This window comes from Comamonas sp. SY3 (assembly GCF_041730275.1).
In the GTDB taxonomy this organism is placed as follows: domain Bacteria; phylum Pseudomonadota; class Gammaproteobacteria; order Burkholderiales; family Burkholderiaceae_C; genus Comamonas; species Comamonas sediminis.
This window is the reverse complement of record NZ_JBGTYN010000010.1, coordinates 143,870-160,110: the sequence shown is the minus strand read 5'-3', so window position 1 is coordinate 160,110 and position 16,241 is coordinate 143,870. Positions and strand designations below refer to the sequence as shown.

General features: G+C 62.7%; 15 protein-coding genes. 12 read left to right on the top strand and 3 right to left on the bottom strand.

The window, feature by feature from the left end; all coding sequences use genetic code 11:
- Positions 1-161: 161 nt before the first annotated feature.
- The 4 genes from ACCQ08_RS14850 (at position 162) to ACCQ08_RS14835 (ending at position 4,543) form a co-directional block, all read left to right on the top strand.
- Positions 162-1,307, top strand: coding sequence for an ABC transporter permease (locus ACCQ08_RS14850; RefSeq protein WP_373450242.1), 1,146 nt, complete (start codon positions 162-164; stop codon positions 1,305-1,307).
- Entirely contained in the window at positions 1,300-2,937 is a 1,638-nt protein-coding gene (locus tag ACCQ08_RS14845; RefSeq protein ID WP_373450230.1) for an ABC transporter ATP-binding protein, read from the top strand. The genes ACCQ08_RS14850 and ACCQ08_RS14845 overlap by 8 nt, the downstream gene beginning before the upstream one ends.
- A 71-nt stretch (positions 2,938-3,008) precedes the next feature.
- A complete protein-coding gene (locus ACCQ08_RS14840) occupies positions 3,009-3,794 on the top strand; it encodes an ABC transporter ATP-binding protein (protein WP_373450229.1) in 786 nt (261 codons plus the stop codon).
- Positions 3,791-4,543 carry an ABC transporter ATP-binding protein gene (locus ACCQ08_RS14835; protein WP_373450228.1) on the top strand — a complete coding sequence of 251 codons (753 nt, stop codon included), beginning with the start codon at positions 3,791-3,793 and terminating at the stop codon, positions 4,541-4,543. The genes ACCQ08_RS14840 and ACCQ08_RS14835 overlap by 4 nt, the downstream gene beginning before the upstream one ends.
- A gap of 230 nt (positions 4,544-4,773) precedes the next feature.
- Here the strand turns inward: ACCQ08_RS14835 and ACCQ08_RS14830 are convergent, their stop codons facing one another.
- On the bottom strand, positions 4,774-5,376 hold the full coding sequence (locus tag ACCQ08_RS14830; protein ID WP_312408846.1) for a lipocalin family protein: 603 nt from the start codon (positions 5,374-5,376) through the stop codon (positions 4,774-4,776).
- 221 nt (positions 5,377-5,597) lie between these two features.
- Between ACCQ08_RS14830 and ACCQ08_RS14825 the strand changes: the two genes are divergently transcribed.
- Positions 5,598-5,768: a hypothetical protein gene (locus ACCQ08_RS14825; protein WP_239811707.1), complete on the top strand. Its 171-nt coding sequence runs from the start codon at positions 5,598-5,600 to the stop codon at positions 5,766-5,768.
- Positions 5,769-5,896: 128 nt separating this feature from the next.
- Here the strand turns inward: ACCQ08_RS14825 and ACCQ08_RS14820 are convergent, their stop codons facing one another.
- Together ACCQ08_RS14820 and ACCQ08_RS14815 are read right to left on the bottom strand one after the other, a co-directional pair.
- Positions 5,897-6,217, bottom strand: a complete 321-nt coding sequence (locus ACCQ08_RS14820; RefSeq protein WP_239811708.1) for a MerR family transcriptional regulator — start codon at positions 6,215-6,217, stop codon at positions 5,897-5,899.
- A gap of 2 nt (positions 6,218-6,219) precedes the next feature.
- The gene (locus tag ACCQ08_RS14815) at positions 6,220-7,182 is read right to left on the bottom strand and encodes a DnaJ C-terminal domain-containing protein (protein ID WP_373450227.1); all 963 of its coding nucleotides are present in this window, start codon (positions 7,180-7,182) and stop codon (positions 6,220-6,222) included.
- A gap of 187 nt (positions 7,183-7,369) precedes the next feature.
- Between ACCQ08_RS14815 and ACCQ08_RS14810 the strand changes: the two genes are divergently transcribed.
- From ACCQ08_RS14810 to typA, 7 genes are all read left to right on the top strand, one after another.
- Positions 7,370-7,744, top strand: a complete 375-nt coding sequence (locus ACCQ08_RS14810; RefSeq protein ID WP_239811709.1) for a thioredoxin family protein — start codon at positions 7,370-7,372, stop codon at positions 7,742-7,744.
- Between the two features lie 195 nt (positions 7,745-7,939).
- Positions 7,940-8,539, top strand: a complete 600-nt coding sequence (rimP, locus tag ACCQ08_RS14805; RefSeq protein WP_239811710.1) for a ribosome maturation factor RimP — start codon at positions 7,940-7,942, stop codon at positions 8,537-8,539.
- Between the two features lie 69 nt (positions 8,540-8,608).
- Entirely contained in the window at positions 8,609-10,093 is a 1,485-nt protein-coding gene (gene nusA, locus ACCQ08_RS14800) for a transcription termination factor NusA (protein ID WP_230776252.1), read from the top strand.
- Between the two features lie 23 nt (positions 10,094-10,116).
- Complete coding sequence (infB, locus tag ACCQ08_RS14795; protein WP_373450226.1) at positions 10,117-12,975, top strand: translation initiation factor IF-2; 2,859 nt, start codon at positions 10,117-10,119, stop codon at positions 12,973-12,975.
- Between the two features lie 6 nt (positions 12,976-12,981).
- The gene (gene rbfA, locus ACCQ08_RS14790) at positions 12,982-13,359 is read left to right on the top strand and encodes a 30S ribosome-binding factor RbfA (protein ID WP_373450225.1); all 378 of its coding nucleotides are present in this window, start codon (positions 12,982-12,984) and stop codon (positions 13,357-13,359) included.
- A gap of 4 nt (positions 13,360-13,363) precedes the next feature.
- Positions 13,364-14,356: a tRNA pseudouridine(55) synthase TruB gene (gene truB / locus ACCQ08_RS14785; protein ID WP_373450224.1), complete on the top strand. Its 993-nt coding sequence runs from the start codon at positions 13,364-13,366 to the stop codon at positions 14,354-14,356.
- Entirely contained in the window at positions 14,353-16,182 is a 1,830-nt protein-coding gene (gene typA, locus ACCQ08_RS14780) for a translational GTPase TypA (protein ID WP_239811713.1), read from the top strand. Before truB ends, typA begins: the two co-directional genes overlap by 4 nt.
- Positions 16,183-16,241 lie beyond the last annotated feature (59 nt).

Genomic DNA, 16,241 nt, shown 5'->3' with positions numbered 1-16,241 from the left:
GCAGAGCATGGCCGATGGCGCGCCGTTTGGCTGTCGGCCAACAGCGACAACGCGGCTGCCAGTGCCATCGCCGCCACAGTCGCTACCGTCGCCCCCCAAGGCCCCAGGCCCCCCTATTCAGTGACAGGAGGGGGACGGTGCCCACACCGCCTCTGCAGACCATGACGATGACCGAGCCTGTTTCCCCACTCCCGCCGGGCCGCTCGCCCGCTGCCCGCGCCTGGCGCCGTTTCAAGTCCAACAAGCTGGGCTTTTACAGCCTGCTGCTGTTTGTGGTGCTGGTGGTGCTCAGCCTGTTTGCCGAGCTGATCAGCAACGACAAGCCGCTCGTCGTGCGCTACGAGGGGCAGACCTATTTTCCGCTCGCCAAGGACTACCCCGAGACCACGTTTGGCGGCGATTTCCACACCGCCACCGACTACCTGGACCCCTTCATCCAGCAGCAACTGGGCAAGGAGGGCAACTGGGCGCTCTTTCCGCTCAACCGTTATGGCCCCAACACCATCAACTACTTTGCCAAGTCACCCACGCCGTCGGCACCATCGGCCGACAACTGGCTGGGCACCGATGACCGGGGGCGTGACCTGCTGGCCCAGCTGATCTATGGCTTTCGGGTCAGCGTGCTGTTTGGCCTGGCGCTGACGGCAGTGGGCACGGTGATCGGCGTGCTGACAGGTGCCATACAGGGCTTTTTCGGCGGCAAGGTGGACCTGATGTTCCAGCGCTTTACCGAGATATGGGGCGCCATGCCGGTGCTGTACCTGCTGATCATCTTCAGTGCCGTGCTGGCCCCCAGCGCTGCGCTGCTGCTGGTGCTGCTGGCCTTGTTCGGCTGGATGGCGCTGTCCGACTATGTGCGGGTGGAGTTTCTGCGCAACCGCCAGATGGACTATGTGAAATCGGCGCGGGCGCTGGGCGTTCCCAGCTGGAAAATCATGTGGCGCCACATTCTGCCCAACAGCATGACGCCGGTGGTCACGTTCCTGCCGTTCCAGATGAGCGCCTCGATTCTGACCTTGACCTCGCTGGATTTCCTGGGCCTGGGTGTGCCGCCCGGCACGCCGAGTCTGGGCGAGTTGCTGAGCCAGGGCAAGAACAGCATCGACGCCTGGTGGATATCGCTGGCCACCTTTGCGGTGCTGGTGGGCACCTTGCTGCTGCTGACCTTTATGGGCGATGCGCTGCGGGATGCGCTGGACCCGCGCAAGCAGCTCAATGCGCCCCGTGCGGGCGCAGCGCCGGTGGCAGTGCCGGCCCAGCCAGCCGCACCAGCCGGCGCAGATGCCAAGGAGGCCCGCCATGCTTGAGCCAACACAAGCCCCGGTGGCGGTGCCCGCGCCGCTGTTGCAGGTCAACCACCTCCATGTGGGCTTCGGCGGCCAGGATGTGGTCAAGGACCTGAGTTTTTGCATCCAGGCTGGCGAGAAGCTGGCGCTGGTCGGAGAATCCGGCTCGGGCAAGACGATCACAGCGCTGTCGCTGCTGCGCCTGGTGGGTGAGGCCCAGCTGCGCGGCGAAGCGCTGATGGGCGGGCGCAATCTGCTGCAGATTTCCGAGCGCGAGATTCAAGCGGTGCGGGGCGACGAGATTGCGGTGATCTTTCAGGAGCCGATGACGGCGCTGAACCCGCTGATGACCATGGGCGCGCAGATTGCCGAGGTGCTGCAGCTCAAGCAGGGGCTGGGCGACAAGGCGGCCTGGGAGCAGGCCGTGCAGCTGCTGGCCACCACCGGCATTGCCGAGCCGCAGCGCCGCGCCGGCAGCTATCCGCACCAGCTCAGCGGTGGCCAGCGCCAGCGCGCGATGATTGCGATGGCGCTGGCCTGCCGGCCCAAGCTGCTGATCGCCGATGAACCCACCACCGCGCTCGATGTGAGCCTGCGCGGCCAGATCCTGGAGCTGTTGAGTGACTTGCAACGCCAGACCGGCATGGCCGTGCTGATGATCACCCATGACCTGCCGCTGGTGCGCCATTTCGCCGACCGGGTGGCCGTGATGGAGAAGGGCCGGTTGGTCGAGCAGGGCGCCGTGGCCGAGGTGTTTGCCGCGCCCCAGCATGCCTACACCCAAAAGCTGCTGGCCAGCACGCCCCAGCGCCAGGTCGTGGCGCGCCAGCCCGAGGCGCCGGCGGTGCTGCAGGCACGTGACCTGCATGTGGCCTATGCGACGCCGCTGCCGGGCTTTGCCGGTTGGTTCCGCAAGGGCCGGTTTGAGGCGGTGCGCGGCGCCAGTCTTCGCCTGCCCCGGGGCCAGACCCTGGGCGTGATTGGCGAATCGGGCTCGGGCAAATCCACCCTGGCTCAGGCGATCCTGGGTCTGCTGCCCAGCGAGGGTGAGCTGCGCATTGGCGAACAGGCCTGGCAGTTGCCGGCCCAGCGCAACAGTGGCGCCAACCAGCAACTGCGCCGCCAGGTGCAGGTGGTGTTCCAGGACCCGTTCTCGTCGTTGTCGCCACGCATGACGGTGCAGGAGATTGTGGGCGAAGGCCTGCAACTGGCGCAGCCTCACCTGGCCGCTGCCGAGCTGCAGCAGCAGGTGCGGGCGCTCCTGCAGGAGGTGGGCATGACCGAGGCCCAGTTCCCGGGCCTGCTCGACCGCTATCCGCATGAGTTCTCGGGTGGCCAGCGCCAGCGCCTGGCCATTGCCCGCGCGCTGATCGTAGACCCTGACATTCTGGTGCTGGACGAGCCTACCAGCGCGCTGGATGTCACCATCCAGCAGCAGGTGCTGGCCTTGCTGCAGCGCCTGCAGCGTGAACGCGGCCTGAGCTATGTGCTGATCACGCACGATGTGGCGGTGATTCGCGCCATGGCGCATGAGGTGCTGGTGATGAAGGATGGCGAAGTGGTCGAGAGCGGCGACGTCATGCAGGTGCTGGACGCACCCCGCCAGCCCTACACACAGCGGCTGATGGCGGCGAGCCTGGAGCTGGGCTGAACCGGCCCGAACGACACAGATTGACGTATCTGCAGGCGGCTCAAGGCGCCTGTGGTATTCCTTGGAAATCCATGACAGAACTACTGCAAGTGACCGGTTTGGGCAAGCGCTTTGGCGGCGTGCAGGCCGTGGCGGACGTGGGCTTTACGCTGCGCCGCGGCGAGGTGCTGGCGCTGATAGGCCCCAATGGCGCGGGCAAGACGACCACCTTCAACATGCTGGGCGGGCAGCTGGTGCCTGATGCCGGCAGCATGCTGCTCAATGGCACCGCCCTGGGCGGCAAGCGGCCCCGTGAGATCTGGCGCCTCGGAGTAGGGCGCACCTTCCAGATTGCCGAGACCTTCGCCTCACTGACGGTGGCCGAGAATGTGCAGATGGCCTTGCTGTCTGCTGCGGGCCGCAGCTTTGGCCTGTGGCAGAAGGCTGCCGGCTTTCAGCGTGACGAAGCACTGGCGTTGCTGGCGCTGGTGGGCATGCAGGACCAGGCTGACCGCGCCTGCAATGCGCTGGCCTATGGCGATGTGAAGCGGGTGGAGCTGGCGCTGGCGATGGCCCACAAGCCGGTGCTGCTGCTGATGGACGAGCCCACGGCCGGCATGGCGCAGGCCGAACGCCTGCAGCTGATGGCGCTGACCCGGCAACTGGCCCGCGAGCGCGACATGGCCGTGCTGTTTACCGAGCACAGCATGGATGTCGTCTTTGCCTATGCCGACCGCATCATTGTGCTGGCGCGGGGCCGGCTGATTGCCGAGGGACAACCTGAGGACGTGCGGCGCAACCCCGAGGTGCAAGCGGTGTACCTGGGCAAGGGCAGCACTTACGACAGTGACGGCATGCGCCAGGAGCCCGCCTTATGAACACGCAGACCCCCGATGCAACGGCTGAATTGCTGTTGCAGGTGAGCCAGCTCAACGCCTGGTACGGCGAGGCGCATATCCTGTTTGATGTGGGCCTGGAGGTGCGGCGTGGCGAGGTCGTGGCCCTGATGGGCCGCAATGGTGCGGGCAAGTCCACCACGCTCAAGGCCATCATGGGCCTGGTGGAGCGGCGCAAGGGCAGCGTACAGTTCATGGGCCAGAACATTGCGCAGGCCGACTCTTGGCGTATAGCGCGCCTGGGGCTGGGCTATGTGCCCGAAGAGCGCCGCATCTTCAGCGGTCTGACGGTGCTGGAAAACCTGGAGGTGGGCCGCCAGCCTGCCCGCCGCTGGGCCGATGGCAGCCAGGCCAGTGCGTGGACGGTCGACGAGTTGCTGGCGTTCTTTCCCAATCTGGCGGCCATGCCGCAGCGGCCAGGAGGGCAGATGAGTGGCGGCGAGCAGCAGATGCTCACCGTTGCCCGTACGCTCATGGGCAATCCCTACATGGTGCTGCTCGACGAGCCCTCCGAGGGCGTGGCGCCTGTCATCGTCGAGCAGATGGCACAGATGATCCTGCAGCTCAAGCAGCGCGGCGTGAGCATTCTGCTGTGTGAGCAAAACCTGCACTTTGCACGTCTGGTGAGCGACCGGGCCTATGTGCTGGAGAAAGGGACGATCCAGTTTGCCGGCAGCATGCAGGTGCTGATCGATGAGGAACGTGCTGGCGCCAAGCGGATCGGCGTCTGAAATGCCAACCGGCAAAGCAAAGCCTGCACGCGGCACGTGCAGGCTTGGGTGCCCCGCAGCGATTGAAGGGGGCTGCGGCCTGGAGCCGTTAACACAACCCAGCAAACCGAAGGTTTGCGATTGAAGCGGGGCGCCCCGACAACGCGTCAAGTCACAGGCAGTGCAGCAGTACGAACAGGCTTGGTGCGGCCGGCGAGGCAACGATGTGTCAAGGCTTGTGTTGGCGGCGCTTACCAGTGGCCCGTGGGATTGACGCCGTCCTGCATCACCCAATGGATGCGTGAGGTCTCCACGCCCATCAGTGCGGCCTGGTGCACCAGCATGTCGGTGGTCTTGCCGTCGAGCACGGGCTTGCGCGAGAGCAGCTTGAAGGAGTCGGTGGTGTCGCCCATCAGCATGGCCCAGCGGTACTCGGGATCGATCGCGACCACATGGTAGCCCTCGTGGAAAGGGCCCATGAACGAGGCTTTCATCGCGCCAAAGTGGGGCGCGCCGACAAAGCGGGCAATGCCATGGCCTTCCACCCAGCGGTGGGTGCCGGCATGAAAGCCCCGGGTGGTGATGCCCAGGCTGCCGTCGCTCAGCAGTTCGTATTCGACGCGTGAACGTGTCAGCGGCTTGCCCAGACCGCGTTCGATGCGGGCGATCTCATACCAGTCGCCGACAAAGCGCTCAACATCAAAGTCGGCCACCGGCTCAATCAGGTCGACCGGCACGACTTTGCGGGAGGGCTTGCTGGTCCACCAGTAAACGGCCAACGCTGCAACACCCGCTGCTACGGGGAGCCAGAGGGAGCGCTGCTGCGGTCGTTGTTGATGATCGAGCTCGTGCATAAGCAAATATTCCTTGTTTTGTTTTATGAATCCTAACCAGATAGCCGTAATTTACAAGCTGGTAGAGCGGGCCAAATGTAAGCAAAGCGCCTGATTTGCGGGCTCCGCTTGCGGCGTGTATGCCTAATTTCGCACCCAGCCATCGGAATTAGCAGGTATTTTTATCTGCTCGCCTGGCATCTGTGGCCTAATGTCGGTTTTGTTTATCGCGAGGTCCCAGGATGGGCAACAAAATCGTTACGGAAGCTGACCGCAAGTTCACCCCCCAACCGGCCCTGCCTAACGGCAAGAGCCTGCCTACCGCTGGCCGTGGCCAACAGGTCAGCCGTGCCCGTGGCACCGCTACCCGTTCCAAGAAGAACCCAGGCAAGCGTACGCACAAGGGCGGTTGATACCGCATACCGGTTTTGCCCCGTCCGCATGCCGCGCTTGCCACGATCAGGCGCGGCATGCGGATGGTGCCTTTTCGGTAAGAAAGAGCCCGCTTTGGCGGGCTTTTTTGCGTCTGTGCAAAGGGACTTCAGCGCTGCAGGCGGCGGCGCAGCTCCAGCACCTCTTCCATCAGGTCGACAGTCAATGCGGCCAATTGCGGGTCGGCGTCATAGGTGTGCTCCAGCATCGCAACGCGGCGCGCGCGAACGATGCAGGTGGCGGCAAAGCGCCAGCTGGTGACCGCATCGGGGTTGCGCGTGCCCGTGCTGGGCGTCAGCACGCCATCGACGACACGGGCCTGCACCCAGTCCAGATTGCGTTGGCAGGCCTGCGCCAGGCTGGCGGCATCCAGGCTGTCGTCGTCGATGATCTGCACAGTGGTGGTGTGTACGGTGGTGGTGTGGGGCATGGTTACGCTCCTTGGCGAGGCTGGAACTGGGGAAAGGCCTGGGCAAAGGCGGTATAGGCGGCGCGTTCCTCCTCGGTGGTTGCTGGCGGGATGTGCAGCTGCAGCTCCAGGTACAGGTCGCCAGGTGTGGCAGCGGGCAGGCCCTTGCCCTTGATGCGCAGCTTGCGCCCGGCCGACCAGCCCGCCGGAATGCGCACCTCCAGCGTGCCTGCGGGGGTGTGCACCTCGGCGCTACCGCCCAGTGCCGCTTCCCAGGGGCTGACGGCCATCGGCATATAGACATCCTTGCCTTCGGCGCGCCAGCGCTTGTCAGCGCGAAAGTGCACTTCCAGCAGCAGATCGCCCGCCGGGCCACCCTGGTACCCGGGTCCGCCCTGACCGGCCAGACGAATCATCTGCCCTTCACGCACGCCGGCGGGGATCTTCACCTGCAGCTGGCGTTCCTGGCTGCGCACCTCGCCCTCGTCGGTGATCTCCTGGCCGTGCAGGGTCAGCATGCGCTCGCTGCCGCGGTAGCTGTCCGTCAGGTCCAGCTCGATGCTGGCATGCTGGTCTTCGCCCCGCATGGCGGCACGCGGCCCGCCCGCACGGCCGCCGCGTTGCCCCCGTGCAGCGTCGCCAAACATCTGGCGAAAGAAATCGCTGTAATCCGCATCCCCGCCCATGCTTTGGCGGCGAAACTGGAAATCACCGCTGTCAAAGCCCTCGGCACCCCGGAAGGGGTTGCCCGCGCCGGACGCAAAACCGCGCGGAGCGTCGAGCATCGCGTCGTACTCAGCGCGCTTTTCCGCATCCGACAGCACGGCATTGGCCTCGTTGACTGCGGCCATGCGCTGCTGGGCGTCTTTTTCCTTGCTCAGGTCCGGGTGGTATTTGCGCGCCAGCTTGCGAAATGCCTTTTTGATCTCGTCTGCGCTGGCCTTTTTATCCACGCCCAGAACCTCGTAGTAGTTTTTGGAATCCATGCCTGCTCCCGAAGATGTGGCAGTTTGCCGTTGTACCGGCAACTGCCCATTGGTCAATCACTTTCTAGAACTTAGTTGCTTTTGACGCTGATGCAAGTCAGAGAAGCGCGTATTCACAAAGACGTTGGGCCCGTCGGATACCGCAATGGTGGTAAAAATACGCCTTTGTTTGCGGGATGGGCTTGGTATGACCGACGCTGCGAATGCGCGCTGGCTGGTGGTGTGTTTATGCGCGCAGTGGTGTGGTACCTGCAGCCAGTACCAGCCGGTGTTCGATGCGCTGGCCAAGGCGTGGCCCGGAATGGACTTTGTCTGGCTCGACGTGGAGGACGAGGAAGAGGCCTTGGGCGAGTTGGACATCACCACGTTTCCCACCGTCCTGCTGGGCCGGGGCTCCGACGCGCTGTTTCTGGGCCCGGTCCTGCCCCAGGCCGGTGTGCTCCAGCGCATGCTCGAGCGCTTTTCGCAGGGCGATGCGCCCGCATTGCCCGGCGGCGATGAGGCCCACGCGCTGCTGCACCGAACCCTGGCCATTGTGCAGGCCCGCAGCGCGCAGGCTTGATCGCCACTGCGCCTAAAAGCTACCCTGCCTCATTGCATCGATACTGGTTTGCCCCTATAATTGATGTCTACACGACCAACTGGGCGGTGCCAACCGCCCATTTTTTTTGGTCGCATGTTTTTCAGCTCGATGCTGCGGAATGTGTAACATTCCGTGGTTCTCGGGTTTTTTGTATTTGCGGGATAAATAGCACACGTGAGCTTGCAAGAAACCACCCTACAAACGGTGAGCGGCCTGGGCTACGACTTGGTGGAGATCGAACGCTCTGCCAGCGGCCTTTTGCGCATCACCATCGACCTGCCTTGGAGTGCGGATGACGTCCGCCCGGAAGGCGTGCCAGAACAGTTTGTCACGGTGGAGGATTGCGAGAAAGTCACCCGCCAGCTGCAGTTTGCGCTGGAAGTCGATGGCGTGGAGTACAAGCGCCTCGAAGTGTCCTCGCCCGGTATCGACCGCCCATTGCGCCATGAGCAGGATTTCATCCGCTTCACCGGCGCGGTGGTGGACCTGACGCTGAAGGAGTCCATCGGTGCCGCTGCCGAAGGCACGACCATCAGCGCCAATCGCAAGAAGTTTCGCGGCACGCTCGAGCGTACCGAGGCCGGTGGCTGGCAGATCGTCTGGAGCGATGCGCCACCCGTCAAGCCTGGTGCCCGCGTGAGCAAGAAGCGCCCGCCCGCACCGCTGCAAAGCCTGGGCTTTACGCTCGATGAATTGCGTGAAGCGCGTCTGGCCCCCATCGTGAGCTTCAAGGGCAGGGCGGCGGCAGAGGCCGCCGACGATACCCAGGCCTGATTGGCCCCGCACATGGTGGCGCTGCTGATGCTGCCTTCTGGTTAAAGATTGAAATAGGAGAGTCGTCGCATGAATCGCGAATTGTTGATGCTGGTGGATGCCATCGCGCGCGAAAAGAACGTAGAGCGCGATGTGGTGTTTGGCGCCGTGGAATCTGCCCTGGCCCAGGCCACGAAAAAGCTGTATCCCGGCGAAGTGGATGTGCGTGTGGCTATCGATCTCGATACCGGCGATTACGACACTTTCCGCCGCTGGCTGGTGGTGCCCGATGATGCGGGCCTGCAAAACCCAGACGCCGAAGAAATGCTGATGGACGCGGTCGACCGCAAGGAAGATGTGCAGGTCGGCGATTACATCGAAGAGCAGATCGAATCCGTGCCTATCGGCCGTATCGGTGCGATGGCGGCCAAGCAGGTCATTTTGCAAAAGATCCGTGATGCCGAGCGCGAAATGCTGCTCAACGACTTCATGGCGCGCGGCGACAAGATCTTCAACGGCACCGTCAAGCGCATGGACAAGGGCGACATCATCGTCGAGTCCGGCCGCGTCGAAGGCCGCCTGAAGCGCGGTGAAATGATTCCGAAGGAAAATCTGCGCAATGGTGACCGTGTCCGCGCCATGATCATGGATGTGGACCTGACCCTGCGCGGCGCGCCGATCCTGCTGTCGCGCTCTGCGCCCGAGTTCATGGTCGAGCTGTTCCGCAACGAAGTGCCCGAAATTGAGCAAGGCCTGCTGGAGATCAAGAGCTGCGCCCGTGACCCGGGCAGCCGCGCCAAGATTGCCGTGCTGAGCCACGACAAGCGCATTGACCCGATCGGCACCTGCGTGGGTGTACGCGGCAGCCGCGTGAACGTGGTGACCAATGAGCTCGCCGGCGAGCGCGTGGACATCGTGCTGTGGTCCGAGGATCCCGCCCAGTTCGTCATCGGTGCACTGGCTCCGGCCAATGTGTCCTCGATCGTCGTGGACGAAGAAAAGCACGCCATGGATGTGGTGGTGGACGAGGAAAACCTCGCGATCGCCATCGGCCGGGGCGGTCAGAATGTGCGTCTTGCCTCCGATCTGACGGGGTGGAAGATCAACATCATGGACGCGGCCGAGTCGGCCCAGAAGCAGGAAGAGGAAACCAGCACTTCCCGCAAGCTGTTCATGGAAAAGCTGGATGTGGATGAGGAAATCGCTGACATCCTGATCGAAGAAGGTTTCTCCAGCTTGGAAGAAGTGGCCTATGTGCCACTGCAGGAAATGCTGGAAATCGAGAGCTTCGATGAAGAGACCGTCAATGAGCTGCGCACCCGTGCCAAGGATGCGCTGCTGACGATGGAAATCGTCCACGAAGAGAGTGTTGCCCGTGTTTCCCAAGAGTTGCGTGATCTGGAAGGGATGACGCCTGAGTTGGTAGCCCAGCTGGAAGCTGGTGGAATCCACACGCGTGACGACCTGGCCGATTTGGCCATTGATGAATTGACCGAGCTGACCGGACAGTCTGCCGATGACGCAAAAGCCTTGATCATGAAGGCCCGCGAACATTGGTTTGATGGACAGGAATAAGGTCAGGAGGCACGGAACAAGATATGTCGAGTAATACTGTCGCCGAGTTCGCTGTTGAACTCAAGAAATCACCGGATACATTGCTGGAACAATTGCAAGCTGCAGGTGTGTCCAAGCAAAATGCATCCGATGCACTGACCGAATCGGACAAACAAGCGCTGTTGTCCCATCTGCAGGCCGCCCACGGCGCTGCCGACCGCAAGAAGATCACATTGACCAAGAAATCTACCAGCGAGATCAAACAAGCCGACGCCACCGGCAGGGCACGCACCATCCAGGTGGAAGTGCGCAAGAAGCGTACCTTCGTCAAACGTGACGAAGTTGCCGAGCCCGATTCCGAAGAAGCGCTCAAGCACGCCGAAGCCAAGCAAAAGGAAGCCGAACACAAGGCTGAGCTGGTCAAGCGCGAAGAGGAAGCCCGCCGCGAAGCTGAGCTGATCAGCAAGCAGGAAGCGGACCTGGTGCAGCAGCGTGCCGATCGCGCCGAACGCGAAGACCGCGAGCGCAAGGAGCGCGAGGCCGAGGAGCGCGCCGCTGCCTATGTGGCCAAGACGCAGGAGCGCAAGGCCCAGGAAGCTGCCGAGCAGGAAGAAGCGGCCCGCCGCCATGCCCAGGAGCTGGCTGCCCGCAACGAAGCGCAGGCTGAAGCCAAGAAAAAGGCTGAAGACGAATCCAAGGCCCGCGAGGCGGAGGAAACCGCGCGCGCTGTCGATCTGGACGAGCGCCGCCGCAAGGCCCTGGCCGAAGCGGAAGCCATTCGCGCGATGATGAACGCGCCCAAGAAGGTGCTGGTGGCCAAGAAGCCTTCGGAAGAGAAGAAGGATGTCAAGGCCGCTGATGCCAAGAAGGGCACCTTGCACAAGCCTGCCACCACCGGGACTGGCGCTGCCAAGCCTGCCGCTGGCGCAGCGCCTGGCAACAAGGAAGTCAAGTCGGCCAAGCTGTCGTCGAGCTGGAGCAACCAGAACGACAGCAATGGCAAGAAGAAAGAGCTCAAGACCCGTGGAGATTCCTCGGGTGGCGTGGCTGGCCGTGGCAACAACTGGCGCTCCGGCCCCCGTGGCCGCCGTGGCAACGATCGCAACGACAACCGTGGCGCGCAATCGGCTGCGCCGGTTGAAGCGCGCGTGCTCGACGTCTATGTGCCCGAGACCATTACCGTGTCCGAGCTGGCCCACAAGATGGCCATCAAGGCCTCCGAGGTGATCAAGTCGCTGATGAAGATGGGCCAGATGGTCACCATCAACCAGCCGCTGGACCAGGACACCGCGATGATCGTCGTGGAAGAAATGGGCCACAAGGCGCACATTGCTGCGCTGGATGATCCGGAAGCGTTCACCGCCGAAGAGGAATCCCAGGCCGAATCCGAAGCGCTGCCACGCGCTCCGGTGGTGACCGTGATGGGTCACGTCGACCACGGCAAGACTTCGCTGCTGGACTACATCCGCCGCAGCAAGGTGGCTGCGGGCGAAGCCGGCGGCATTACGCAGCACATTGGTGCCTACCACGTGGAAACGCCACGCGGCATGATCACCTTCCTGGACACCCCCGGTCACGAGGCCTTCACGGCCATGCGTGCCCGTGGTGCACAGTCGACCGACATCGTGATTCTGGTGGCCGCTGCCGACGACGGCGTGATGCCCCAGACCAAGGAAGCCATCAAGCACGCCAAGGCGGCTGGTGTTCCTATCGTGGTGGCTATCACCAAGGCGGACAAGCCCGATGCCAACCCCGAACGCGTCAAGCAGGAGCTGGTGGTCGAGCAAGTGGTGCCTGAAGAGTACGGTGGTGACTCGCCCTTCGTGGCCGTGTCGTCCAAGACCGGCCAAGGCATTGACGAGCTGCTCGAACAAGTGCTGCTGCAGGCCGAAGTGCTGGAACTCAAGGCACCGGTGGAAGCCAATGCCAAGGGTCTGGTGATCGAAGCCCAGCTGGACAAGGGCCGCGGCCCAGTGGCCACGGTGCTGGTGCAGTCCGGTACCCTGAAGGTCGGCGATATCGTGCTGGCAGGTCAAACCTATGGCCGCGTGCGCGCCATGGTCGACGAAGACGGCAAGGTCGCCAAGGAAGCGGGCCCATCGCTGCCCGTCGAAATCCAGGGTCTGTCGGATGTGCCGCAAGCCGGTGATGACTTCATGGTGCTGCCCGATGAGCGCCGCGCCCGTGAAATCGCCACCTACCGTGCAGGCAAGTTCCGCAACACCAAGCTGGCCAAGCAGCAGGCTGCCAAGCTGGAGAACATGTTCGCCGAAATGGGTGCAGGCAACGTGCAATCGCTGCCGATCATCATCAAGGCCGACACCCAGGGTTCGCAGGAAGCATTGGCTGCCTCCTTGCTCAAGCTGTCGACCGACGAAGTCAAGGTGCAGATGGTCTACACCGGCGTGGGTGGTATCAGCGAGTCGGATGTGAATCTGGCGCTGGCCTCCAAGGCGATCGTGATTGGTTTCAACGTGCGTGCCGATGCGCAGGCGCGCAAGACCGCCGAGAGCAACGATGTCGATATCCGCTACTACAACATCATTTACGACGCTGTCGATGAGTTGAAGGCGGCCATGTCCGGCATGCTGGCTCCCGAGCAACGCGAAGAGATCATCGGTATGGCCGAGATCCGCACCGTGTTCGTGGCTTCGAAGATCGGTACCGTGGCAGGTTCGTACATCACCCAGGGTCACGTTACCCGCAATGCACACTTCCGTCTGCTGCGCGACAACGTGGTCATCTACACGGGTGAGATCGACTCGCTGCGCCGTATGAAGGACGACGTCAAGGAAGTCAAGGAAGGCTTCGAGTGCGGTATCAAGCTCAAGAACTACAACGACATCAAAGAAGGTGATATGTTGGAAGTCTTTGAGATCAAGGAAATCGCTCGTACGCTGTAATTTCCGATGGCAACTCGCAAGAAAACTGCTGCGCCCAACCGCAACTACAAAGTCTCCGACCAGATCCAGCGCGATCTGTCGGAGCTGATCGCCCGTGAGTTGAAGGACCCACGTGTGGGCATGGTGACCCTGCAAGCCGTTGAGGTGACGCCGGACTATGCCCACGCCAAGGTCTATTTCAGCTTGCTGATCGGTGACCCTGACCAGACCCAGGACGCATTGAACCAGGCTGCTGGCTTTTTGCGCAACGGCCTGTTCAAGCGCCTGCACATCCACACCGTGCCGACCTTGCACTTCATCTACGACCGCACCACCGAGCGTGCAGCCGACATGAATGCCTTGATCGCCAAGGCGGTGGCATCGCGCGGTCCCGAGGAAGGCTGACCCGATGAATGCCTCTCGCACACGGGTGCAGCGGCGCCCTGTGCACGGGGTGTTTCTGCTTGATAAACCCATTGGCCTGTCCAGCAACGACGCTTTGCAAAAAGTGAAGTGGCTGCTGCGCGCCGAAAAAGCGGGCCATACCGGCACGCTCGACCCTTTGGCAACCGGTGTGCTGCCGCTGTGTTTTGGCGCGGCCACCAAGTTCAGCCAATTGCAGCTCGATGCCCCCAAGACCTATGAGGCCCTGGTGCACCTGGGCGCCACCACCACCACCGGCGATGCCGAGGGAGAAGTGCTGCAGACCTGGGAGGTGGACACACAGGCGCTGACCTCCGAAAACCTGGCTGCTGTGGCGGCCCGGTTCACCGGACCCATCAGCCAGGTGCCGCCGATGTACAGCGCGCTCAAGCGCGATGGCAAGGCCCTCTACGAATACGCCCGTGCCGGCATCACGCTTGAGCGTGAGCCGCGCTCCGTGACCATCTTGCATCTGACGCTCTCCCGCGTTGAAGAAGAGCAGGCGTATGTCGCGCTCAAGATGACGGTGCGCTGCAGCAAGGGCACCTATGTGCGTACGCTGGCCGAGGATATTGGCCAGGCGCTTGGCTATGGCGCGCATCTGCGCAGCCTGCGCCGCATAGAGACCGGCGGGATCGATCTGTCCCGCTGCATCAGCCTGCAAACCCTGGAAGCGACGCCCGACGCCGAGCGCCTGCAGACCGTGTTGCCCGTCGACACGTTGCTTGCAGCGCACACCCGTGTCACGCTCGATGGTGATAATGCAGGCAGATTTTTGTCCGGCTTGCGCCGGCGGGGTGAATGGGCCGATGCCGATGCAGTGGCCGTTTATGGAGAAGAGCCTCCTGCGCTTTTGGGTGTGGCACACATCCGGGCGCGCGAGCTTATTCCCGACCGCCTCCTGAGCCCCGTCGAGATTCAACAAATTTTGGAAGGAACGCCGCGCCCACAAGCCAGCGGCATTTTGGAAACATCATGAGCAAACAAATCCGCAATATTGCGATCATCGCCCACGTTGACCATGGCAAGACGACCATGGTGGACCAGCTGCTGCGCCAGTCTGGTACCTTCGCCGAACACGAAAAAGTCGTGGACACCGTGATGGACAACCACGCCATCGAGCGTGAGCGCGGCATTACCATCCTGGCCAAGAACTGCGCCGTGTCCTGGAACGGCACCCACATCAACATTCTCGACACCCCCGGTCACGCGGACTTCGGTGGTGAAGTGGAACGCGCGCTGTCCATGGTGGACGGTGTGGTGCTGCTGATCGACGCGCAAGAAGGCCCCATGCCCCAAACGCGTTTCGTGACCAAGAAGGCACTGGCCCTGGGCCTCAAGCCCATCGTCGTGGTGAACAAGGTCGACAAGCCCGGTGCCAACCCCGACAAGGTCGTCAACGCTGCGTTCGACCTGTTCGACAAGCTGGGCGCGACCGATGAACAGCTGGACTTCCCCGTGGTGTACGCCTCGGGCATCAACGGCTGGTCGTCGAAGGAAGAAGGCGAGCCAGGCGCGCAATGGGGTCCCGACATGTCGGCCCTGTTCGAAACCATTCTGGAACACGTGCCATCGGTGCAAGGCGATGCCACTGCACCGCTGCAGATGCAAGTCTCCGCACTGGACTACTCCACCTTCGTGGGCCGTATCGGCGTGGGCCGTATCACCCAGGGCACGCTCAAGCCCGGTCAGCAAGTGGCCGTGATGGCCGGCCTGGACGGCAAGAGCTACACCGGCAAGATCAACCAGGTCCACACCTTCCAAGGTATTGACCGCGTGCAGGCAACCGAAGCCGGTCCTTCCGAAATCGTGCTGATCAGCGGTATCGAAAACATCGGTATCGGTGAAACCGTGACCGACCCGGCCAATCCACAGCCTCTGCCGATGCTGAAGATTGACGAGCCTACGCTGACGATGAACTTCTGCGTGAACACCTCGCCACTGGCAGGTCGTGAAGGCAAGTACGTGACCAGCCGCCAGATCTGGGACCGCCTGCAAAAGGAACTGCGCTCCAACGTGGCCCTGCGCGTCAAGGAAACCGACGAAGACGGTATCTTTGAAGTGGCTGGCCGTGGTGAACTGCACCTGACCATTCTGCTGGAAGAAATGCGCCGCGAAGGCTATGAGCTGGCCGTGTCCAAGCCACGCGTCGTGATGCAGATGATCGACGGCGTCAAGCACGAGCCTATCGAGCTGGTGACGGCCGACATCGAAGAAGGCCACCAAGGCGGCGTGATGCAAGCGCTGGGCGAGCGCAAGGGCGAGCTGGTGAACATGGAACCCGATGGCCGCGGCCGCGTCCGTCTGGAATACCGCATTCCGGCCCGTGGCCTGATCGGTTTCACCAACGAATTCCTGAACCTGACCCGTGGTTCCGGCCTGATCGCCAACATCTTCGACAGCTACGAGCCGCACAAGGGCGAAATCGGCGGCCGCAAGAATGGCGTGCTGATCTCGATGGACGACGGTGAAATCTTCACCTACGCGCTGGGCAAGCTGGACGACCGTGGCCGCATGTTCGTCAAGCCCAACGACCCCGTGTACGAAGGGATGATCGTCGGTATCCACAGCCGTGACAACGACCTGGTCGTGAACGCCACCCGTACCAAGCAGCTGACCAACTTCCGCGTGAGCGGCAAGGAAGACGCGATCAAGATCACGCCTCCTATCGAGCTGTCGCTGGAATACGGTGTCGAGTTCATCGAAGAAGACGAACTGCTGGAAATCACCCCCACCAGCCTGCGCGTGCGCAAGCGCCACCTGAAGGAACACGACCGCAAGCGCGCATCGCGCGAAAACGCATAACCTGCGTTGCGACGTGATCCAACACCAGCAAAGGCCGCATCTGCGGCCTTTTTTGCGTA